This is a genomic window from Fodinibius sp. AD559 (genome assembly GCF_052712805.1).
Genome location: NZ_JBQPVW010000001.1, coordinates 609,308 through 631,676, shown reverse-complemented (window position 1 = coordinate 631,676; position 22,369 = coordinate 609,308). Strand labels below are relative to the sequence as shown.

The window sequence follows — 22,369 nt, the reverse complement described above, 5'->3', positions numbered from 1 at the left end:
TTACGACTGTTTCTCTGTCGAGCCACGCTTGACTAAAACAGGATCAGAAACCTGTTGAAAAACAGGACTGTCGGCGGCACCAATCAATTTGGTCATCTGTTTTATAGCGTTAACCCCAATGGTATACATTTTTTGATCAACGGTTGTCAAGTCAAGATATTTACTCAACTTAATATTATCATATCCCATTACAGCCACGTCCTCGGGCACATCAATACCCAACCGTGAAAGTGCATACATCGCTCCAACAGCCAAGGTATCATTCAGACAAAAGATCGCCTCGGGAAATGTTCCCCGTTTGTTGAATTTCTGAATAGCTTCAAAGCCCGACTCTTCCGAAAATCCGGCATGTTTGCTTATTGATCCCCGGACAAAATGCTCGTTTTTCACCTCAATGCCCTGTTCTCTCAGATAATCCTGAAATCCTCCCGTGCGTTCTTTTGTCATAGCTGATTTTTCAGCTGCCGAAATAATACCGATAGACTCATACCCCTGGTTTACCAGATGCTCGGCTGCCAGATAACCCCCTTGATAATCATCAACCTGAAAATAGCTGTGTTCAGAATGAGTAGAATTTACCAGCACCGTTTGTACTTCGGTAGCCTGTAGCTGTTTATGGATGCGTTCGGGGATATCAATTGAAATAATTATCAGCGCATCGGCGATCCCTCGTCCGAAAAACTCTTTTAATCCTTTCTGAGGGTCATCGGAACCGGTATTATAAATCATCATATCCAGATCGGTATAACCAATTTCATCCTTTATCCCCTTAAGCACTTCATTGAAATAGGGTGTTGTAAACGAGGGTACCACCACACCCAAAAGTTCCGCTTTGCTACTGGCCAGCTTTCGGGCCGTTAATCGCGGGGCATAATTCATCTCACGCATCGCTTTTAAAATACGCTTCTTTGTTTTGTCCGAAACGCGCGGCGAATCGTTAAGCACCCGAGAAACAGTAGCCGTACTTACGCCAACTTTTTTGGCAATTTCGTAAATGGTGGGTTTCTTAGCCATAGCACAAGCTATTATCTCACTTTTAAATTATAATCCGTTCCCCTTTTTTATTTTATATAACAAGTCTTACAGCACAAATTGGATAGTACACATATTATTGATGAACTATTTAAACTGCAAAATAAAACCGGCATCTTTCGAGTTAATTACATAAGACATAGCACCAAATAGTATTGAAATTATGAAACGATTATCTATTTATACATTTACACTCCTGCTGGGAATATTCTGGATGATGAGTAATACAACAAATGTTAAAGCCCAACAAACAAAAAAGATTATTTTGGCGGGCTATAAACATGACCCTCCCGTTCCTACCAGTGGCTCGGGGCTCGCTACTGTTACCCTGCATGGCGATACACTAACGGTGAAAGGAAAATTTGAAGATTTAAGTGCTAACTATTCGGGTGCTTATCTAATGGTGAGTATTCGAGGACAGAGCGGGAATCAGCTACACCGTTTAAAAGCAGAGCTGAACGAAGATAAAACGGGAGGCAAGCTACTTGGCAAAGAGAATCGATTTGTGCTTTCAAAAGCACAAAAAGCATTGTTAAAAAAGGGGGGTTTCTATATCAATATTAGCTCCTTTGAAAATCAAAAAGGGGAACTCCGTGGGAATATTGGTCCCTTGGGAAAATGATTATACTTACCCCTCTAATTCTTTAACATGGAATGATCCCTTTTAAAAAATGGGTTATACATCCCAATATCTGAAATCAACTATTAAACGCTGACAATATTTTAATATCATTATGAAAATTGTTCTTTCACCTGCAAAATCATTGGACTATGAAAGCGAACTCCCTACTGATAAAGCCACAGAACCTCGTTTTTTAGAGGAAGCAGAAACCCTAAATAATGAGCTGGCCCAAAAATCTAAAGACGAGCTCAAAGAGCTCATGGACATTAGCCAGAATCTGGCTGACCTAAATTATGAACGTTACCAAAAGTTCTCCACTCCATTTACCAAAGACAACGCCCGTCCCTGCATTTACGCCTTTAACGGCTCCGCCTATAAAGAGTTAGACGCCTTTACCATTGATGAAGAACATATTGATTTCCTTCAAGATAGTCTGCGTATTCTGTCCGGAATGTATGGTATTCTTCGTCCGCTGGATCTGATGCAGCCCTATCGTCTCGAGATGGGAACTAAAATGCAGGTTAATGGACACGATAGGCTATACGATTTTTGGGGCGACAGCCTTACCGAAGCCCTCAACGACGAGCTAAAAGATGATGAGCTATTTGTGAACCTTGCCAGCAAGGAGTATTTCAAAGCACTCCAGGCCGATAAGTTAAAGGTGGATGTGATTAAGCCGAAGTTCAAAGATTTCAAAAATGGAGACTTAAAAGTGATTGGGTTCTACGCCAAGAAGAACCGTGGAACCATGTCACGTTATCTTATCGAAAACGAGATCGATAGCTATGAGGGTTTACTGGGCTTTAACGGCAATGACTACAGCTACAGCGAAGAGCATACCGAAGATAAAACCAAGCCGGTCTTTGTGCGATAATAATTACCTTAAATGAAGTAAGGACACGTCCTCGCGTGTCCTTACAATATCATCAAGCTTATTAAGCTAAGCTCTGAAAACTCCTCCCTTAAACAGACTTAGATAAGAAAAATCAATTTTTGGGTATTGGCTATGAGACAAAAATAAATCTACAAACTTATCATCTTTTTGCCACGTTATGACCCAGCGGGATTTTATCCACCGCATCAAGTGCAGGAGTAGGATCTCCCATAATATAGAAATGGATCCCCGGTGCACCGCCCTCCAACAGTTCGGTACACTGCTGAGTCGCCCACTCAACACCAATTTCTCTGGCATTATTGGGATTGGCTTGTACTTCATTCGATAAGGCTTCCGGAATATTCAGGTGAAAAAATTTAGGTAAGAAATTCAGATGCCGCTCGCGTGTAAGAACCTTTAGGCCCGGTACAATCGGGCACTCTATTCCGGCATCCCTACACTTTTCTACAAAACGGAAATAGGCATCGTTATTAAAAAACATCTGCGTAACGATGTAATCACCGCCCGCATCAACTTTTTCTTTTAGTCTTGCTATATCAAAATCGAGATTAGGGGCCTCAAAATGTTTTTCGGGATAGCCCGCAACACCCACACAAAAATTTGTCTCATGAGCATTTACAATATCTTCAAGATATTCTCCCCTATTCATATCCTTAATCTGTCGTACCAGATCAATGGCATATTTATTATAGGTTCCATTTTTAATGCGGGGAGTAGAATCGTCGGAAGCATCCCCACGAATAGCCAGCACGTTATCGATTCCCAGAAAATTTAACTCGATCAGGGCATCCTCAGTTTCCTCCTTTGTAAATCCTTCGCAAATCAAATGCGGAACCGGATCTACATCATATTTATGCTTAATTGCCGCACAAAGTCCGATTGTCCCTGGTCGCTTTCGCTTGATATGCCGCTTGATCGTTCCATCCGACAGCTCCTCGTAATACGATTCCGCGGCGTGATAAGTCACATCTATAAAAGGCGGATTATACTTCATTACCTTATCTAATGACTCAAAAACCTTACCAACCGAACCCCCTCTTTTGGGAGGAATAATCTCAAATGAGATTAACGGTTCCGTTGCTCTACTGTAATGCTCGATTACTTTCATTTACTATATTTTTCTTTGTACCTTTGAGATCCAAAAACTTTTCTGCAAGTTACGCGATTTTCGTACAGAAAATCTAACAGTGTCTAAGGTAATCACTTCGTAGCTTAGTTGAAAAGTTTTTGTGCAACCACAAGCACCTTATAACTTATTACCTGAAAACTACTTACATGAAATTTGATCAAATTACCGATCTGCTAAAAGATCGCATCCTGATTCTGGACGGCGCCATGGGCACCATGATTCAGAATCACAACCTTTCTGAAGACGACTATCGCGGCGAACGCTTTTCTGATTTTGAGAAAGCAGATGACCTCAAAGGCAACAACGACCTGCTGAGTATTACACAGCCCGAGATCATCAAAGATATTCACCGGCAATTCCTTTCTGCGGGATCTGATATCATTGAAACAAACACATTTAACAGCACCTCCATTTCGCAGGCAGATTATGAAATGCAAGATCTGGCCTATGAGCTCAATGTGGCAGCTGCAGAAAATGCACGCGAAGTGGCCGATGAATTTACGGAGGCAAATCCCAGCAAGCCCCGTTTCGTGGCCGGCGCTATTGGTCCCACAAACAAAACCCTTTCGCTTTCACCGGATGTAGAAGATCCCGGCTACCGCGCAATCACTTTTGATCAGCTTAAAGAAGCTTACGCTGAACAGATTCGCGGGCTGGTCGACGGCGGAGCTGATATCCTGCTCGTCGAAACCATTTTTGATACCCTGAATGCTAAGGCCGCCATTTACGCCATACACAAATATGTCGAAGAAACAGGCAACGAGATTCCCGTTATGATTTCGGGGACCATTGTTGATCAAAGCGGGCGTACGCTTTCCGGCCAAACTACCGAAGCATTCTGGATTTCAGTATCCCATACCAAAAATTTACTAAGTGTGGGGCTTAACTGCTCACTGGGATCCAAGCAAATGCGTCCTTATATCGAGGAGCTCGCTAATATTGCAGATTGCCATACGAGTCTCTATCCCAATGCGGGACTGCCTGATGAGATGGGTGATTACAACGAGACGCCCGAGTTTATGGCCGACCAGCTGCGCGATTATGCTGAATCTGATTTTGTAAACCTTGTTGGCGGATGTTGCGGTACCACTCCCGAACATATTGAAGCTATTGCTGAAGCGGCCAAAGAATGTGAACCACGAGAGATCCCCGAGCAAAAACCGTATTTACGTCTTAGCGGGCTGGAACCGCTGGTAGTTCGTCCCGATACCAACTTTGTGAATATCGGTGAACGTACTAACGTGATGGGTTCGCGAAAGTTTAAGCGACTCATCAAAAACGAAGAGTACGAAGAAGCACTCTCGGTAGCACGTCAACAGGTGGAAAACGGCGCTCAGATCATCGATATCAATATGGATGAGGGCATGCTCGAATCCAAAGAAGTGATGGTGGACTTCCTCCAGCTTATTGCCGCCGAGCCAGATATTTCACGGGTGCCGATCATGATTGACTCCTCCAAATGGTCAGTCCTCAAAGCGGGTCTAAAAGCTGTCCAGGGGAAATGTGTCGTAAACTCTATTTCTCTCAAAGAAGGCGAAGAAGAGTTCAAGGAACATGCACGCGAAATCCTCAACTTTGGAGGTGCTGTGGTCGTCATGGGCTTCGATGAAAAAGGTCAGGCCGATAACTACGAGCGACGCATTGAGATTGCCGAGCGAGCCTACAACATCCTTACCGAAGAAGTTGGTTTTGCCCCGCAGGATATTATCTTAGATCCTAATATTCTGACGGTAGCAACCGGTATCGAGGAGCACAACAACTACGGCGTAGACTTTATTAAAGCTACTGAATGGATTAAAGAGAACCTTCCGTTGGCAAAAGTGAGTGGCGGACTCAGTAATATTTCATTCTCTTTCCGCGGTAATAATAAAGTTCGTGAGGCCATGCATTCGGTGTTCCTGTATCATGCTATCCAAGCAGGACTCGATATGGCCATCGTCAATGCCGGTCAGCTTGAAATATATGAAGAGATTCCCGAGAAACTGCGCGAGCTGGTCGAGGATGTTATCCTAAACCGCCGCGATGATGCCACTGAACGACTGGTTGATTATGCCGAAGAGATCAAGGATGATAAGACCGAAACAAAAGAGAAAACTCAGGAATGGCGCACCAAATCCGTAGAAAAACGGATAGAGCACGCGCTGGTAAAAGGCATTGTTGATCATATTGTGGATGATGTGGAGGAAGCCCGACAAAAATTTGATCAGCCTATTGAGGTAATTGAAGGTCCGATGATGTCCGGCATGGATGTAGTCGGAGATCTTTTTGGATCGGGCAAAATGTTTCTCCCACAGGTGGTAAAAAGTGCCCGCGTGATGAAAAAAGGCGTGGCCCATCTCATCCCCTACATCGAGGAAGAAAAAGAGAAGAATCAAAACAGCGAGCCTAAAGCCAAGGTGCTCTTGGCCACGGTTAAAGGTGATGTCCACGATATCGGTAAAAATATCGTTTCAGTGGTCCTGCGCTGTAATAATTTTGATGTGATTGACCTCGGTGTCATGGTTCCGGCAGATAAAATTCTGGAGGAGGCCCGCAAAAACAATGTCGATATTATTGGGTTGAGCGGCCTCATTACGCCCTCACTGGATGAGATGGTGCACGTTGCTAAGGAACTTAAGCGCGAAGACTTTAAACAGCCATTAATGATTGGGGGAGCTACGACCTCCCGCACGCATACAGCGGTCAAGATTGAACCAAATTATGACCAACCCGTGGTACACGTGCTGGATGCTTCGCGAAGTGTGTCGGTAACGGGAAACCTGGTATCCAAAACGCTGCATGATGAGTTCGTTAAAAAAATCAAAAATGATTACGTGAAACTGCGCGAACGTCATGAGGGGCGTTCCAGCCGTAAGACCTATTTGCCCATTGAAGAAGCACGAGAAAATGCCACGCAGATCGATTGGGAATCATCCGAAATCGTAAAACCGAACCAGCTGGGTATCCAGGAATTTAATAATTATCCGCTGGAAGAAATCCGAAATTACATTGACTGGGGACCGTTTTTTATTGCCTGGCAAATGAAGGGTAAGTTTCCTGATATCCTGGAAGATGAAAAGTACGGCGAAGAGGCACGCAAACTATATAATGATGCCAACGAACTACTGGATAAAATTATTGATCAAAAATTACTAAAAGCTCGTGCGGTTTTAGGTTTGTATCCCGCCAATTCGGTGGGCGATGATGTGAAGCTTTATACCGATGACAACCGTGACGAAGTCCTTACTACATTCCATATGCTGCGTCAGCAAGCTAAAAAACGACGAGGTCAACCCAACAAGGCACTTTCTGATTTTGTGGCTCCAAAAGAATCAGGCATCAAAGATTATATGGGCGGCTTTGCCGTGACAACAGGAATTGGCGCTCCTGAGCTGGTCAAACAGTTCGAAGATGATCACGATGATTACAACGCCATTCTCACCAAAGCGCTGGCCGACCGGCTGGCAGAGGCTTTTACCGAGCTATTGCACGAAAAAGTGCGCAAGAAAATATGGGGTTATGCGCCAAATGAAAGCTACAGTAATGATTCCCTTATCCGTGAGCAGTACGATGGCATTCGTCCTGCACCGGGTTACCCGGCACAACCCGATCATACCGAAAAGCGTATTCTGTTTGATCTGCTGGATGTGGAAGATAAAGCGGGAATTACGCTGACAGAATCTTTTGCCATGCATCCGGCCGCCTCAGTTAGCGGATTGTATTTTGCTCATCCTGAATCGGATTATTTTAATATAGGTGATCTTAAGAAAGATCAGATTGAGGACTATGCCGACCGCAAAGATATGAGCGTTAAAGAAGTTGAGCGCTGGCTGGGACCTAACTTGAATTATGATCCTGAGTAAGGGGGAAGTGTTATTTCTAACCAAGGCTTATAAAGCTTTCAAACTTCAGCAAGTCATATCTTTATTTACTTTTCCTACGAATCCAATACGACACATTCCCGACTAAAATTACAATAGCACTGCCAACAACAGTGTACAGTGGCCAAGCAATCACAAGCGGCTCCCCGGGTAGAATAGCATGAATAGGTCCCTCTACCATAAACAGCAACGAAATCATTCCTGCAAAAAAGCCAATCATCGCATCGGTTTTATCGGGTTCAGTAAAAAATCGGCCGAGTAAAAAGGCGCCCAGCAACCCACCATAAGTATAAGATGCAATCCCGAGGCCAAGCTCTACAACAGCCGGACGTTCGCCCTCCTGCAGTTGTAAAAAGGCAAAGAAGAAAGCAGATCCCGTTAAAATTACGTCCCATATCATTGTAATAATGCGGGATATTTTCAGATCCTCGGCTTGCGTATTTTCCTTTCCAAAATAAGGCTTATACAGATCCAGCGTTGTTGAAGAAGCCAGGGAGTTAAGTGACGAACTGAGACTACTCATTGCCGCTGCAAACAGTGAAGCTATAATCAATCCGGACAGGCCAACCGGCAACTGCTCAACAATAAACTTCGCAAAAATCTCGTCAGTCGTTGCCAGTCCTAATGCTTGAGCAGACTGCGCATCATAAAAAGCGTAGAGCAACAGGCCAATAAACAAAAACAGCCCGAACTGCAGGGCAACTACGACCCCACTCCATACCAACGCCCGCTGACTGTTATCCACATTGCGAGTAGTAAGCAGACGCTGCACGATAAGCTGATCGGTACCATGCGAAGCTACTGAAAATATCGCGCCCCCAATCAATGCTGTAAAAAAGGTATAAGGCTGCGCAATAAAATCCGAGAACGGCTGTCCGAATCCAAAATCAAGGATTTGCAACTTATCCGCATCCGCGGCAACAGATAACGCACCACTCAGACCATTCGGCAAATCAACAAGGATAACCCCAATAGCCAGCGCCGCACCCCCTATATACACGCCCATCTGCATTACATCCATCCACACAACAGCTTTAATCCCCCCAATAAGTGTATAAATAAGTGTAATAATTGATATCGCAGCAATCGCTAACAAGTACACTTCGAAATCAGTCCACCCTATCAACGCACCTCCAAAGCGAAGGATAATCGCAAGAGGAATAGCCGTGGCAAAAAGGCGGACACCATCGGCCAGCAGGCGGGTAATCATAAAAGTCGTACTCGTAGCATTTCTCATAGCGGGACCGAACCGCTGTTCCAAAAACTGGTAGGCCGTAGTTTGCTTTCCCTTAAAATAGGCCGGAAGTAAAAGTTTACTTACCAAAATACGTCCTACAATATAACCCAACGTTATCTGTAAGAAAGTGAGATCCCCCCCATAGGCTACCGCAGGAATACTGATAAAAGTAAGCGTGCTCGTCTCGGTTGCCACCACTGAAAACATGACTGCCCACCACGGTAACCCCTCTCCGCCCATAAAATAATCAGATGTAGAGGACTGACGACCCGCAGCGTATATTCCCAACCCAGCTACACCAACGAGATATATTACAATGACAATATAATCTATTACGGAAAATTCCACCTTGGCGTTCTGTTATTAATATTCACGGTGATTATTTCAAAGTCGGAATTATAGTAATTTATTTTTAGGATTACAGAACATACTATAACATCACGCAGAATTTTCTCTTTTGAACCTTGTACAATTCCACTCTGTAAAAACAGCATTAGCATAAATTTTTAATTGTAATCAATCCTCAAATACCGTTGATTATAACATCTTCGTGATTTCTCAAATCCAACAGTTTTGTTCATGAATTCCGCTATTCAAAAGCTCTATGACATCACTCAAAAACCAAATAGAATCATCATTGGTTTGATGTCAGGGACTTCTCTGGACGGACTGGATATTGCTCTATGCCAGATTAATGGCAGCGGCAAAACAACTGAGGTTGAACTAAAAAACTTCGAGACCATTTCCTATGACCCTAAATTCAAAAAACGTCTCAAGAGCATTACCTCCGTCCCAAAAGCTTCAATGGAAGAAGTCTGTCTACTACACAGCCGGCTCGGTAATTATCACGGTAAACTAATACTTGAGGCACTTGAGAAGTGGGGAATTGACTCAACACAGATTGACTGTATTGCCAGTCACGGGCAAACAATTTATCATGCCCCAAAAAGCCAACACAATCAGCCAGACATGCCCAACGCTACGTTACAGATTGGGGATGGAGATCATGTTGCTCATAAAACGGGTATTCTCACCGTCAGCGATTTTAGGCAAAAACATACTGCGGCCGGAGGTGAAGGTGCACCAATGGCCGCTTTTGTTGATCAAATGCTCTTTACGCATGACACCAAAGAGCGAATTCTTTTAAATATTGGGGGCATTGCCAACTTTACCTACCTGCCACCTCATACATCTGATAAAAAATCAATTACTACGGATACCGGTCCCGGCAATACCCTCATTGATAACGCTGTTCAAAAATATTTTGATGAGGATTTTGATAAGGACGGCCGTATTGCAAAACAGGGTTCTGTAGATCCAACTGTACTTAAAGCACTAAAATCGGATCCCTATTTCCAGAAATCGCTCCCTAAAACAACCGGACCTGAAATTTTTAATCTGAATTGGATTGAGAAGCAGTTGTCAAAAATGGGAATCACAGATCTTCCCTCAGATAATTTAGTTGCTACGCTTACCCAATTGTCGGCAGAGACCATTGCTGAAGCAATCCAAAAAGTTAATTTACAAAATATCCAAACTGCTATCTATGTCAGCGGTGGAGGGCTTCATAATCCGATATTAATAGAATGGATCGACGAGCTTTTACCGAATTGCACTATTCGTAATTTTGAAGAGATCGGCTTTGATCCCGATGCCAAAGAGGCCGTCATTTTTGCCATATTAGCCAACGAAATGCTTGCCGAAGAAGGGTTTTTAATTAATACTGACAGCGAAAAAAAAGTTAATTTTGGAAAGATCTCTTTCCCTGATTAACCTCTACTTCTGCTCTTCAACCCAATCATAAAATTTTTGAATGGCTTTTCCCCGGTGACTGATTTCATTTTTAATCTCCGGCTCCAGCTCGGCAAATGTTTTTTTATAAGCTGCAGGAAGAAATACCGGGTCGTATCCAAATCCACCAGACCCCCGTTCTTCTGAAATAATCATCCCGCGACAAACACCTTCAAAAGTATAACTGTCCTCATCCGTAACAAAGGCGGCAACGGTTCGAAACTGAGCACCTCGCCGCTCCATAGGTATACCCGCAAGCTCATCCAAAAGCTTATCCACATTATCCTGATCCCTTGCATCTTCTCCCGCATATCGTGCCGAAAACACTCCCGGACGACCATTTAAAGCATCCACTTCAAGACCGGTGTCATCAGACAATGCAGGCAGTCCCGTCTTTTTGCACACATATCGAGCTTTTTTTAGAGCATTACCTTCCAGTGTATCGGCGTCCTCCTCAACTTCCTCCAGCTCAGGAAAATCATAGGTTGACTTTAGCTCAATGCCCAATGGTGCCAATGTGGCTCGAAGCTCCTCAATTTTATGCTTGTTTTGCGAAGCTAAAACAATTGTATCCATAATTTTGACTCCTCCTCTCACTTACTCAGCACCTTTCGCTTCATTCAATATTTCCTGCATTTGGTGCCATTTCAATCGAGGACCAAATTGGGATACCACTTTTGATCCGGCAAGACTGGCCAGCTTCCCGGCCCCGGCAAACCCCATTCCGTTCGTGATACCATATAAAAATGCACCGGCATACATATCACCTGCTCCATTTGTATCAATGGCATTTACATCGTAGGGCTCAATATCAATAAACGTGTCGCCATCATAGATCATAGCGCCATTGGCTCCCTGTGTTATGACAAACCGCTCTGCCTCTTTCTTCAACGCTTCACGTGCCTCATCCAGATTATCTTTGCCGGTATAAATTTTCGCCTCTTTTTCATTACAAAAAAGAAGATCAACAGAAGCGCCAATAATTTCATCAAATCGACCTTTGAATCCCTCTACAATAGCAGGATCAGATAAGGTAAGTGCCGTTTTTACATCATTTTGCTGGGCTATTTTCTTCGTTTGATTCATCGTCTCAAAACCGTTTTCTGAGGTCACCAGATATCCTTCGATATACACATATTCAGAATCACGAATAGCCAGCTCATCAATCTCCTTGGTTGACAAATTTTGTGTAATACCCAAATACGTATTCATGGTTCGTTCGGCATCATCGGTAACCATCACCAAGCACTTACCGGTTATACCTTCTTCTCGCTCCTGACGATCAAAATTGGTATCAATGCCGGCCTCTTTCATATCCTCCAAGTACAAATCTCCAAAGTGGTCCTTAGCCACCTTGCAAGAATAAAATGCTTTTCCTCCAAATTGACTTACGGCAAAAACCGTATTCGCTGCTGATCCGCCCGGCTTCTCAACCGTTTCTTCTCTGCTGATATCATCAATAAGACGCGACTGGGTTTTCTCGTCCACCAATGTCATAACACCCTTCTCGACGTCGTGCTTTTCTAAAAACTCATCACCGATTTCGAATTCCATATCCACCAGCGCATTCCCAATACCGTAAACGTTGTACTTCTTTTTCATAAAAGATTCTGATTGTTCAAACTGTAATTTACCTACCAAAGTGCGGAAAATACGAACTCTTAAGGCCCCAATAAAGTTCAGATTGCTAAATAAAAAAGGCACCTGCCTAATAAAAGACAGATGCCGAAGTTGTAAAGGAAATATCGATCCTTATTGCGATATGATTGGATCAGGATCTCCGTCCGGATCGCTTGATGCAGATCCGTCACTTGTTGCATTGCCTCCCGTAACCAATAGCACTCCCGCAGCATGCGGACTTGCCATTGAAGTTCCGCTGATGGTATTTGTTCCTCCATCATTCCAAGTAGAGAGAATATCTACACCGGGTGCGGCATATTCTACAGGCGGATCGGTTGGTCCGGACCAATTAGAAAATGATGCAAACACATCGCTCTCATCCGTAGCAGAAATAGTCCAAACATTATTATACTCAACACGTGCGGGGGAATAATTATTAGCATCATCACCGTCATTTCCTGCAGCCACAGCAAAATAAACACCTTGATCTGCTGCATTACGTACCGCATCATCAACAGCATCAGAAGTACTGCCACCTAAACTCAAATTGGCAACATCACCAGCGGATGCATTTTGGGCAACATAATCAATTCCATCAATAACTCCGGAGTACGAACCACTTCCACGGCTATCTAGTACTTTAACGCCTACGACCGAAGCTCCGGCAGCAACACCTACAACGCCAATATCATTATCAAGTGCAGCAATGGTTCCCGCAACATGGGTACCGTGACCATTTCCATCATCAGCATCTTTGGAATCCTTGCCATTCGTTATAAATGTAGCACTTCGAGACGCATCTACATTTAAGTCAGGATGATCTAAATCAACACCGGTATCAATCACCCATGCGGTTCCGTTGCTGGCTGCGGCACCGCCTACGCGATCAATGCCCCAAGGGGTTACCTGGTTACTTCCTCCGCCATCACCACCGTCATCTTCATCTTTACAACCTGGCCAAGGAGAACATGAACCCGGAGGTGCTAATGTAAACATCTGATCTTCTTCAATATAATCAACCCGATCATCTTTTTTTAGATCAGCTAATTGCCCATCACTTAATTTAGCGGCAAAGCCTTTCAAGGCTACATTATATTCACCGACGACGGATTCTTCTGTAATATTGTAATCGGTAAACATCTTGCTTCTAACCTTTTTTAACTTAGATATATCAGAACCAAGAGCTTTACCTTGCGTATCCTCATCTTTGAAGACCACGATATACTGGCCATCAATAGTTTGATTAGCTTCAGTTTTCAGTTCTTCTTGCTGATTATTCTGATCGACATTAGTAGTTGGCTGATCACAAGCGGTGATCCCAAAGACAACTAATGCAACAATCAAAGTCATTCTAAAAAATGCATTTCGCATAATTTATCCCTGATTTATTAAAATTACATTCGCCAATTTGACGAATATGAAAGAGCAGGATTTTATATTTTGGCCTATTGCCCTACAAGAAATAAGGTAATCCAGCCATCCCGCTATATATTTTAAGATTACCAAACAACCTATTTGTTACGAATTAATCATTTTTTTATAAGAGAACTTTATTTTTAGCAACAATAATTAAATTAAGTACTCTGTTTTTCACTTGTATATTTACCACCTTTAGTTTTCTTTAACATAGAACACTTAAATAGTTTTTATTCATAATAAGCTGCTGTTAATTTCCATTATCTTTGTTTAACAATGCACCAACTCATCCCCTTTTTAGAACAACGTTTATCTCAAAGCCTGCCGGGTAAAAAGGCCCAAATTGAGATGGCTCCGGAACCGGTTGATGGTGGCGAAATTCGAGAGATGGAGCCACCACCGGAAGTCAACAAGAGCAGTGTGCTAATTTTACTTTTCCCCAACGAAGATGATGAAATGGAGCTGGTATTAACGCTGCGAAGCCATGATATTGATCACGGTGGACAAATTAGTTTTCCGGGTGGGCGTGCTGAAAAGGGAGAATCACTACACCAAACGGCCCTTCGGGAAGCAAAGGAGGAAATCGGGATATCTCCTGATATAGTAACAATCATTGGGGAGATCAGTGAGCTATATGTAAGTCACTCTAATAATCTTGTTACTCCGGTTGTTGGCTTTACAGATCGCAGACCTGAGTTTGAAATAAACCCTACCGAAGTCGAAGAAGTGTTTGCAGTAGAATTACATTCTCTGCTACATAAGAAAAATATCACTGTTGAAGATTGGGATCTACACTCTTATACCTACCGAGTCCCCTACTGGAATCTCCACCAGGTCCCTCTCTGGGGTGCCACCGCTATGATGCTCAATGAATTCCTCGATCTATACCGAGAATTTAAGAATAAAAAAAGTTAACCCTTTTGCTCTATCATGAAGGCTGAACACTGTACCCTTTGCGAACTTGAAACCCCTGACCCACCAGTTACAGATTCCGACGTAGATGGCGTTTTTTGTTGCTCGGGATGTCTGCATGTATATAAGCTACTCCAAAATATGGAGGGCGAACAAGCTGAACAACTCCGCAGACAAACAATCCAAAAAAGACGGAAGGAGCAGAAGCAAGATACACTGCCTGAAAATTACGAAGAAGCTTTTTTTAAAGTAAATGGCATGCACTGTTCAACCTGCGAATCGTTCGTCGAAACATTAGCGGATCGACAAGATGGTATCTATAAAAGCGAAGCCAGTTACGCTTCGGAAATGATAAAGGTTTACTATGATCCAACATCTATAGAACCCCGTATCCTTCCGCAGAAATTGAGCAAGCTGGGCTATGAGGTTAAACCGGTAGAATCATCAGAAAAAGAGGAACAGCTCAATGAAGTAGCCCGCATTATTATCGGGGGATTTTTTGGGATCATTGGCCTGTTGCTATATGTACTTTTCCTGTACCCCACCTATTTGGGCGGTGACGGTATAGTACCTTTGACTACCTCGGAAAAACTGTTTTTTATTTCCAACATTTTTGTGATGACCACTTTTGTTTTGGGATACACCGGCTTCCCTATTTTACGCGGAGCATGGGTTTCTCTTTCCGTACTTAAGCCGAATATGGATTTGCTCATTACTATTGCGGCCGTCAGTGCCTATGTATACAGTGTCGGGGCTATGCTTACCGGATCCTCCGAAGTCTACTTTGACGTAACCATGGCGATTATTCTGGTCGTTTCAATCGGTAATTATTATGAGAAAAAAATTAAAGCAGGCAAGCAAGATCTGCTGGCAAAGCTTACCGAAAAACGCATCCACTACGCGCGGTTGCTTCAAAATGGTGACACCAAGGAGATAGCTATTGAAGACCTCAACCCCGGAGATCGCGTATTGGTTAAAGCCGGAGAACGCATCCCCATCGACGGTACCATTGTAGATGGTCAAGGCGTTGTTAATGAATCTCTGATGACGGGTGAATCAATGCCGGTTTCGAAAGGTGTAGGAGATTCTGTACTCAGTGGCACTATTCTTACACAAAATGCTCTTACCATCGAAATTGGTGATACTGTTGAAAGTACCATTGACGATCTAATGCAGATGATGTGGAATATTCAAACGGCCCGTCCCGGCCAACAGCGGCTGGCTGATCGTATTGCTGCTTGGTTTGTCCCTGCTGTTATTCTCTTAGGGATCGCTACGTTTGCCTACCATATATCGAGCGGTGCTGGTGCTACAGAATCGATGCTTGCCTCACTGGCTGTTCTTATTGTCTCTTGTCCCTGTGCCTTGGGACTGGCTACTCCTCTTGCCATTGCTTCGGGCATTCGAAGCGGCCTGGAGAACGAGATTATTTTTAAAACAGCGGCCGTATTTGAAGAACAAATGGATACTGCTACTATTGCTTTTGATAAAACCGGCACCCTAACAACGGGTACGATGCAGCTCTTGGATAAAGGAAATAATCAACAAGCACTCCGCTATGCAGCTCAGTTAGAGCAATATGCTTCTCATCCCATTGCCGAACCTCTTGCTGCATATGCAACAGATCAAAATAGCGCAGATAATTTCACCTCTTATTCTACAGGGATTTCGGGAGAAATAGATGGAAAACATATTTTTGTTGGGCAACCTGAATGGATTGGTGATCACCTGCAAATCACAAAGAAACAGTGGAAACAGATTGATTGCAGTAGAAATGAGGGGAATGTTCCCGTTGCCGTGGGATGGAATGGGCAGGTAGAAAGCATACTGGTAGTCGGAGATCAAGTCCGACCAGAAGCTCCAAATATCATCCAAAGCCTGCAAGCAGCCGGCAAGAAAGTGGCTATTATTACCGGGGATAGTAAACAAGCCGGAGATGCAATACGCAAAAAGCTAAATCCTGACTTCCTCTTTACGGAAACACGTCCCGACTCCAAATCCAATATCATTGAAGAGCTGCGAAAATTTGGCCGAATTGCAATGATCGGTGATGGAAGCAACGATGCTCCCGCTCTTGCTCAAGCTGATTTGGGGATCGCTTTTGGTAATTTAACCGCCATTGCCGCTGATTCAGCTCATGTCGTCATTCCAAAAGAACAACTGACGTTAATTCCAGCTGCTTTTAATGCCATAAGACTAACCAAGAATCGAATCCGTCAGAACCTGGGATGGGCATTTTTATATAATATCATTACCATCCCCCTGGCTATTGCGGGAACCATAAATCCACTATTCGCTGCAGTGGCTATGGCTACGAGTAGTCTGTTGGTGGTAGGAAATTCTTCGCGGAATATGAACCTTATGTCCGAAGAATCTTACTCTTGATTATAGCGAACCGGTATCTTATCCAAAGGTATTGCACGGCTTACCTGAAGTGTGGAATCCCCCGCTATTTGTTGATACATACTTATAAATAGCTTCGTGGGAATATCGCCATTCGGTAAATCCCATTCGCCATATATTTTAACTGGCTTCGATTGCCTTACTTCCCAACTGCTACTATCATTGCCTAATAACATCTTATCGCTTTGTAAGCTCAGGCTGTCAACCCGGATTTGTAGCCTGTTTTGACTTATACTGTCTATTGAAGTCATCCCCAATGCAAACCGCCACTGCTGGGCACTTACTTTAACACGAAGCTGATCAATAAGAACTGCTGATTCCTGGTCGGCAAAAAGGGTGTCCCCTTCACCAAAACCACGCACATCTTCTACATCAAATCCTTGACTATTCGCATCCTTTTCATCTTCAAAAACTTGAACATTAATCAGGTTAAAAAGAGTCATTAACTCCACCAACACGGGAATTCCAATTCCTACGATCACTAAAATTTGTACCAATCGTTTAGTAGAGTTATCAGATTTTTCCTCAGGCATAACTTTTCAATCAAACATTTTAAATCAGTAAAAACACTTCATTAAAAACAAAAAGCCCTTGTCCGTTCAAAACAGCAACAGACAAGGACTTTCTTGCATCTAACAAATTCTAAGTTATCAAGATGGTCTTGGTAATGCTCCCGGTGAAAAGATACCATCGGCTACCATTTCCCAAAGCGGGAAGGCGTAAGCCAGTATTACCAGCACGAGTGCCAAAGTAAACCAAAGCTTCATGTTATCCAATATAGCCGGGGTATGTTCAACACCTGACAGTGGTTTAGGGATATAATCATCAACGGGTTTGTCGGATTTCTCACCGGCAAGCCATGAGGCAACTACAACCCAAAGAAAGAGTATCAGCGAAATGGTAAGTATGGTTCCGCCAATAGCAATCTGCCATTTCATTTCCGTCATAGTCCCAAAAATAGGCTCAAAGTCAAAACCTGAATATTCGGGCTCTGCCGTTCGTCGGGGAACACCAGCAAGTCCGGCACGGTGCATCGCGTTTGACATCAATGTCATTCCCAGGAACCATGCGTATGGCTGTATCAAGGCAAGCGTTTTATGCTTGAGTTTTCTACCGGTAAGCTGTGGAAGCAGCCAGTATGTTATGGCCATAAATGTTAACGCCACGGCCGTTCCTACGGTAAGGTGAAAGTGGCCCGGTACCCAGATCGTATTATGGATAAGAACATTGATATTCATTGACGCATTAATCATTCCGCTAAAACCACCGGCGGCAAACATAATTCCGGCAAGGGCACAACCTACAAACGCGGGGCTGTCCCAAGGCAACTTTTTAATCCATTTAAGATATCCTTTTCCTCCACGCTGACGTGCGCCGTGCTCCATACTGGCTACAACCGTAAACAGCGTAATTAAACTTGGAAGTAGAAGCAGGAGCGTACTTGCCATTGCATAGAATTTAAATCCAACAGAAATTCCTGCATCAGCATATTGGTGGTGGTATCCTACCGGAGTAGAAAGCAGTAGAAAGATGATAAAAACAATTCGAGTCATTGAATCACTGAATAAGCGTCCGCCCGAAAGCTTCGGCAAAATAGCATACCACACGTAGTAAGCTGGCAGCAGCCAGAAGTACACAACAGCATGTCCAAAAAACCAAAATAGTGTTCTCGGCAATAAGGGTTCAATCTCTGTAACCAAGCCAAGCGACCATGGTATTAACAGACCAACAACCTCAAGCGCCAAGCCGATGGTACAAACGTACCACATCAGCATAGTAAAGAGCGCCATAAAAGTGAGGATGGGAATCCGTTCATTGGGGTTTTCTGCGCGCCATTTTCGATACGACCAGAACCAATCTGCACCGGCCATCCACGAACCTATAAGTACAAGTGCCAATCCAATGTAAAACATGGGATGAGCCTGTAAGGGCGGATAAAAAGTGTAAAGCACAGCAGCTCGGATTGAACTATCCGGAACGAGTCCGCCCAAAATAGCTACTGCTGCCATTACCAATCCAATGGTCATTAACCAAAACCATGACCACGTAAAAGTTAAATTTTCAGGTTCACGATCGAGACTCCGCGTTACGCCCCATACAAACAGGCCGGCGATGAAGAATGTGGTGAAGATTAGCGCCAGCAATACACCATGGCCTGTTAATAGCGTATAATATTCCCCGGAATTAAAAAAACCACGAAATACATTGGTGCGGTGGAGCGCTTGGACGAAACCAAAGAAACCCCCAATAGCAAGCGCTATAAAAGCAACAATGAAATTAGCTTTGGCAACTTTTGCAGCTTTCGGATACTTGTGTATAAATGTCATTCTACCAGATTACTTTTGTCAAACTCAGATTTAGGTACTACCTTTATTTTACCCTCCATCACATGGTGGGCCGGTCCGCAATATTCATTACAGACGATACCGTACTCACGTACTTCGGGAAAGATAGTTGTAAACTTTGCCACCTGTCCCGGAATAGACATGGTATTTAGATTGGTCCCCGCGACATCAAAACCGTGCAGCACATCAGGGCTTGTTATATAAAACGTAACCCTGGTATCTACCGGTACTTCAATGGGCTGTGCGGTACCCGGATTAAAGGCAAACTGAATTGTTTGCACATAAACTTCATATTCAGTCTCTCCATTACGAGTAACTTCCCGCACACCGGGATTCCCAAACGGCGTTTCCGATAGGTTTTGCGGATCAACGGTTGCATGATCTCCGACCACCTTTAGATCCATCGCCACAAAACCATACACTACGGTAGCGATAAAAAAGGCAATCAGTACAAAGGATAGTTTTATCCAGAACTGTTCGAACTTATGTATATGCATATCTTTGGTTTATTAACTAATCTATAATGGAAGGAGCATTTCCGGCAAATTCCACGAAATACATAAAAACCCACATCAATGCTACAATGGCAAAGTAGATTAACGTGAGTGTTAATGTTCCGTAAGGCTTATACTCATCGATTGTTATTTCGCGAACAATATCCGGATTCTGTTCTTCCCAACTCTTTGTAGATTCGTTACTGTTAGTTGGATTATTTACTTCTTCTGGCATAACAAGGGATTTTTTTTATTTAGCATGCCCAATTGTTTGGAGACAATTAAGTATTAAATTGGTATAACTTCAAGCCATATATTCTATTTAGATTTAATTTGTCAAAAAAATATCAAGGACTTATAAGAGAAATCCTTTAAAATATATCAGCTTCAAATGGGCATCAATACTGACCACCTATAATAATGATTTCATTCTGAATTAGTCCAATAAGACGAATCAAGCAGGCGATTTCCTATTTTATCAAAAACGGCATAATTAAATCCCTCTTGGACACTATACCCACCAAACTGTCCTTTTTTATTGATAGCAATAAATCCAACCTGGATATTATTCAGAGCATCATTTTGCCGGACAATTCGCCGGACGGCCTTTTTACAGGCTGTCTTTGGATCATCGCCCCGTCGCATATTTTCAACTACCAAATGGCTACCGCATGTTCGAATTACTTCTTCGCCCAAGCCTGTAGCTGCAGCTGCCCCAACCTCATTATCAACAAACAGTCCCGCGCCAATTATAGGAGAATCTCCGACTCTCCCATGCATTTTCCATGCGGTACCACTGGTTGTACAAGCTCCCGACAGATTTCCCTGTTTATCTAAAGCAAGCATTCCAATGGTATCGTGATTTTCTATATTAACTTCAGGCTCGTACTCTGCATTCTTTTTCCATTTCTCCCATTCTTTCCGGGCTTTATCGGTTAAAATATTTTCTTTCTCAAACCCCTGTTCCATTGCAAAATCCAGTGCACCATCTCCCACTAACATGACGTGGGGCGTTTCTTCTTTTACTTTTCGGGCTACCGAAACTGGATGCTTGATATGTTGCAAGGCCCCAACCGAGCCACACCGATTTTCCTGATCCATAATACAAGCATCAAGGGTAACAAATCCATCGCGATCAGGCCGACCGCCGTACCCTACGGTCCGCACTTCGGGGTCAGCCTCGACAACCCGGACTCCAGCTTCCACGGCATTCAAAGCGGATCCACTTTCAGCTAATACTTTCCAAGCAGCTTCATTAGCAGGTATACCGTGATTCCAGGTTGATATAACTACCGGCGTACCCTTCTTTTGGGAAAATGATCTTTTTGTCCATTTCGTAAAAGGAGTTAGACCGCCCAGCAGAGTATATTTCAAAAATTTTTTGCGACTAATCATAATCAATTTTCCAGAGATTAATATATAATTCGAATTTATTTAGCACTATAAAGTACCATAACACTCAAGTTGAAAAGACTATATATTTGCTACGATTCAAGCATATCTGATGCACTCCGTCCCACTTCCATTCCAATGGCAATACCCATTCCGCTTAAACCTGCAGCCACAAACCGATTTCTATCAAGCTGTTTTATAATAGGTGTTTTGGTAGATGAGAATCCCATAATGCCCGACCACTCGTAATCGATATTGCAATGGTTCCCAAGCTTTAATGTTTGTGAGACAAATTCTTTAAGATGAGCTTTAATCGTTTCATTGGTTCCAAACTGGTCGGTCTGCTCTCCATCCTTATCTAAATTTCGCGCTCCGCCAATTAACAGCCTGCTTCCAACATTCCGAAAATAAATATATCCTCGATCGTGATGGAAGATCCCCTTCCACGGTAAATTCTCCTGCTCATTTGTTACCATGACAAATCCGCGCGCCGGATTTATCTCAAGCTCAGGCAACAACCTTCGGACAAAACCATTGGCCGCAAACAATACCTTATTAGATCGAATTTCCGGTCCCTCAGCAATACTAACGATACCATCTTTAGTTACATCCTCCACCCTGCTATTCCACTTGATATCCACCCCGGCAGAACTCACCTTTTTCGCCAGCGCCTCCATCATTTTACCGGGATGCAACGCTCCCTCCAACCTATTTTTTATTACCGGATATCCCTGTAACTCATCTTTCGAATAAACATCATACTCACCGACCAGCTCCTTCATCCATCCGTTAAACCGATCAATTTCGGCCGATACTTTCTCAAACTTCTGTCGTGATTTAAAGAATTCAAATCCACCACAATGGTCATAGCCAATTGCTTCTTCACCCAGCGTCTCTTTCAGCAGCTGGAGTCCTTCATAACGGCGTTTAATTCGTCTTTTAATATTCTCCTCAGACTCTTTTTCCATATCCGCCAGGTGTTCACCGATCGACCCAACACATGCAAAACCAGCATTGCGCGTACTGGCACCCTGTGGCAAATATCCTCGTTCAAGTACCGCTACTCTGGCTGACGGATTTTGTCGCTTATAAAACAGGGCCGAAGATAATCCCACAATGCCTGCACCGATAATGACAAGATCATACGGTTTCAAGAATGAATCTTTTTCCCAGAATGATGATGAATAACTCATACCTTTAATTACTTTAACATGATCTATC

General features: G+C 43.4%; 18 protein-coding genes. 6 read left to right on the top strand and 12 right to left on the bottom strand.

Going from position 1 to position 22,369, the window contains the following annotated elements; genetic code table 11:
• Positions 1-1,014, bottom strand: a complete 1,014-nt coding sequence (locus tag ACQ4LT_RS02945; RefSeq protein ID WP_445664510.1) for a LacI family DNA-binding transcriptional regulator — start codon at positions 1,012-1,014, stop codon at positions 1-3.
• A gap of 181 nt (positions 1,015-1,195) precedes the next feature.
• On the opposite strand from ACQ4LT_RS02945, the gene ACQ4LT_RS02940 reads away from it, so the two are divergent.
• On the top strand, positions 1,196-1,654 hold the full coding sequence (locus ACQ4LT_RS02940; RefSeq protein WP_445664509.1) for a CHRD domain-containing protein: 459 nt from the start codon (positions 1,196-1,198) through the stop codon (positions 1,652-1,654).
• A gap of 112 nt (positions 1,655-1,766) precedes the next feature.
• Positions 1,767-2,528 carry a peroxide stress protein YaaA gene (yaaA, locus tag ACQ4LT_RS02935; RefSeq protein ID WP_445664508.1) on the top strand — a complete coding sequence of 254 codons (762 nt, stop codon included), beginning with the start codon at positions 1,767-1,769 and terminating at the stop codon, positions 2,526-2,528.
• 160 nt (positions 2,529-2,688) lie between these two features.
• On the opposite strand, the gene ACQ4LT_RS02930 is transcribed toward yaaA, so the two are convergent.
• Positions 2,689-3,657: a methylenetetrahydrofolate reductase gene (locus ACQ4LT_RS02930; protein ID WP_445664507.1), complete on the bottom strand. Its 969-nt coding sequence runs from the start codon at positions 3,655-3,657 to the stop codon at positions 2,689-2,691.
• A gap of 167 nt (positions 3,658-3,824) precedes the next feature.
• Between ACQ4LT_RS02930 and metH the strand changes: the two genes are divergently transcribed.
• A complete protein-coding gene (gene metH / locus ACQ4LT_RS02925) occupies positions 3,825-7,520 on the top strand; it encodes a methionine synthase (RefSeq protein WP_445664506.1) in 3,696 nt (1,231 codons plus the stop codon).
• Between the two features lie 61 nt (positions 7,521-7,581).
• Here the strand turns inward: metH and ACQ4LT_RS02920 are convergent, their stop codons facing one another.
• Positions 7,582-9,123, bottom strand: coding sequence for a sodium:solute symporter (locus ACQ4LT_RS02920; RefSeq protein WP_445664505.1), 1,542 nt, complete (start codon positions 9,121-9,123; stop codon positions 7,582-7,584).
• 231 nt (positions 9,124-9,354) lie between these two features.
• Between ACQ4LT_RS02920 and ACQ4LT_RS02915 the strand changes: the two genes are divergently transcribed.
• Positions 9,355-10,548 (top strand): anhydro-N-acetylmuramic acid kinase, encoded by a 1,194-nt coding sequence (locus ACQ4LT_RS02915; protein WP_445664504.1) that lies wholly within the window; start codon positions 9,355-9,357, stop codon positions 10,546-10,548.
• Positions 10,549-10,551: 3 nt separating this feature from the next.
• On the opposite strand, the gene ACQ4LT_RS02910 is transcribed toward ACQ4LT_RS02915, so the two are convergent.
• The 3 genes from ACQ4LT_RS02910 to ACQ4LT_RS02900 form a co-directional block, all read right to left on the bottom strand.
• Positions 10,552-11,142 carry an XTP/dITP diphosphatase gene (locus ACQ4LT_RS02910; RefSeq protein ID WP_445664503.1) on the bottom strand — a complete coding sequence of 197 codons (591 nt, stop codon included), beginning with the start codon at positions 11,140-11,142 and terminating at the stop codon, positions 10,552-10,554.
• A gap of 21 nt (positions 11,143-11,163) precedes the next feature.
• Positions 11,164-12,168 (bottom strand): adenosine kinase, encoded by a 1,005-nt coding sequence (locus ACQ4LT_RS02905; protein ID WP_445664502.1) that lies wholly within the window; start codon positions 12,166-12,168, stop codon positions 11,164-11,166.
• A gap of 150 nt (positions 12,169-12,318) precedes the next feature.
• Entirely contained in the window at positions 12,319-13,557 is a 1,239-nt protein-coding gene (locus ACQ4LT_RS02900) for a S8 family peptidase (protein ID WP_445664501.1), read from the bottom strand.
• Positions 13,558-13,878: 321 nt separating this feature from the next.
• On the opposite strand from ACQ4LT_RS02900, the gene ACQ4LT_RS02895 reads away from it, so the two are divergent.
• Positions 13,879-14,517, top strand: coding sequence for an NUDIX hydrolase (locus tag ACQ4LT_RS02895; RefSeq protein WP_445664500.1), 639 nt, complete (start codon positions 13,879-13,881; stop codon positions 14,515-14,517).
• 15 nt (positions 14,518-14,532) lie between these two features.
• Entirely contained in the window at positions 14,533-16,899 is a 2,367-nt protein-coding gene (locus tag ACQ4LT_RS02890; RefSeq protein WP_445664499.1) for a heavy metal translocating P-type ATPase, read from the top strand.
• On the opposite strand, the gene ACQ4LT_RS02885 is transcribed toward ACQ4LT_RS02890, so the two are convergent.
• The 6 genes from ACQ4LT_RS02885 to ACQ4LT_RS02860 form a co-directional block, all read right to left on the bottom strand.
• The gene (locus ACQ4LT_RS02885) at positions 16,890-17,450 is read right to left on the bottom strand and encodes a hypothetical protein (protein WP_445664498.1); all 561 of its coding nucleotides are present in this window, start codon (positions 17,448-17,450) and stop codon (positions 16,890-16,892) included. The two genes, ACQ4LT_RS02890 and ACQ4LT_RS02885, sit on opposite strands and share 10 nt — an antisense overlap.
• Positions 17,451-17,567: 117 nt before the next feature.
• Positions 17,568-19,244, bottom strand: coding sequence for a b(o/a)3-type cytochrome-c oxidase subunit 1 (locus tag ACQ4LT_RS02880; protein WP_445664497.1), 1,677 nt, complete (start codon positions 19,242-19,244; stop codon positions 17,568-17,570).
• Positions 19,241-19,759 carry a cytochrome C oxidase subunit II gene (locus ACQ4LT_RS02875; RefSeq protein ID WP_445664496.1) on the bottom strand — a complete coding sequence of 173 codons (519 nt, stop codon included), beginning with the start codon at positions 19,757-19,759 and terminating at the stop codon, positions 19,241-19,243. Before ACQ4LT_RS02875 ends, ACQ4LT_RS02880 begins: the two co-directional genes overlap by 4 nt.
• 16 nt (positions 19,760-19,775) lie before the next feature.
• Positions 19,776-19,991 (bottom strand): hypothetical protein, encoded by a 216-nt coding sequence (locus ACQ4LT_RS02870; protein WP_445664495.1) that lies wholly within the window; start codon positions 19,989-19,991, stop codon positions 19,776-19,778.
• A gap of 191 nt (positions 19,992-20,182) precedes the next feature.
• Positions 20,183-21,151 carry an isoaspartyl peptidase/L-asparaginase family protein gene (locus ACQ4LT_RS02865; RefSeq protein WP_445664494.1) on the bottom strand — a complete coding sequence of 323 codons (969 nt, stop codon included), beginning with the start codon at positions 21,149-21,151 and terminating at the stop codon, positions 20,183-20,185.
• An 89-nt stretch (positions 21,152-21,240) separates the two neighbouring features.
• Entirely contained in the window at positions 21,241-22,341 is a 1,101-nt protein-coding gene (locus tag ACQ4LT_RS02860) for an NAD(P)/FAD-dependent oxidoreductase (RefSeq protein WP_445664493.1), read from the bottom strand.
• Positions 22,342-22,369: the final 28 nt, after the last annotated feature.

Coding starts and splice junctions, on each gene's coding strand:
- ACQ4LT_RS02860 (WP_445664493.1), bottom strand. CDS start 22,341: ATGAGTTATTCATCATCATTCTGGGAAAAAGATTCATTCTTGAAACCG.
- ACQ4LT_RS02880 (WP_445664497.1), bottom strand. CDS start 19,244: ATGACATTTATACACAAGTATCCGAAAGCTGCAAAAGTTGCCAAAGCT.
- ACQ4LT_RS02865 (WP_445664494.1), bottom strand. CDS start 21,151: ATGATTAGTCGCAAAAAATTTTTGAAATATACTCTGCTGGGCGGTCTA.
- metH (WP_445664506.1), top strand. CDS start 3,825: ATGAAATTTGATCAAATTACCGATCTGCTAAAAGATCGCATCCTGATT.
- ACQ4LT_RS02945 (WP_445664510.1), bottom strand. CDS start 1,014: ATGGCTAAGAAACCCACCATTTACGAAATTGCCAAAAAAGTTGGCGTA.
- ACQ4LT_RS02905 (WP_445664502.1), bottom strand. CDS start 12,168: ATGAAAAAGAAGTACAACGTTTACGGTATTGGGAATGCGCTGGTGGAT.
- ACQ4LT_RS02890 (WP_445664499.1), top strand. CDS start 14,533: ATGAAGGCTGAACACTGTACCCTTTGCGAACTTGAAACCCCTGACCCA.
- ACQ4LT_RS02940 (WP_445664509.1), top strand. CDS start 1,196: ATGAAACGATTATCTATTTATACATTTACACTCCTGCTGGGAATATTC.
- ACQ4LT_RS02895 (WP_445664500.1), top strand. CDS start 13,879: ATGCACCAACTCATCCCCTTTTTAGAACAACGTTTATCTCAAAGCCTG.
- ACQ4LT_RS02915 (WP_445664504.1), top strand. CDS start 9,355: ATGAATTCCGCTATTCAAAAGCTCTATGACATCACTCAAAAACCAAAT.
- ACQ4LT_RS02900 (WP_445664501.1), bottom strand. CDS start 13,557: ATGCGAAATGCATTTTTTAGAATGACTTTGATTGTTGCATTAGTTGTC.
- yaaA (WP_445664508.1), top strand. CDS start 1,767: ATGAAAATTGTTCTTTCACCTGCAAAATCATTGGACTATGAAAGCGAA.
- ACQ4LT_RS02875 (WP_445664496.1), bottom strand. CDS start 19,759: ATGCATATACATAAGTTCGAACAGTTCTGGATAAAACTATCCTTTGTA.
- ACQ4LT_RS02930 (WP_445664507.1), bottom strand. CDS start 3,657: ATGAAAGTAATCGAGCATTACAGTAGAGCAACGGAACCGTTAATCTCA.
- ACQ4LT_RS02870 (WP_445664495.1), bottom strand. CDS start 19,991: ATGCCAGAAGAAGTAAATAATCCAACTAACAGTAACGAATCTACAAAG.
- ACQ4LT_RS02910 (WP_445664503.1), bottom strand. CDS start 11,142: ATGGATACAATTGTTTTAGCTTCGCAAAACAAGCATAAAATTGAGGAG.
- ACQ4LT_RS02885 (WP_445664498.1), bottom strand. CDS start 17,450: ATGCCTGAGGAAAAATCTGATAACTCTACTAAACGATTGGTACAAATT.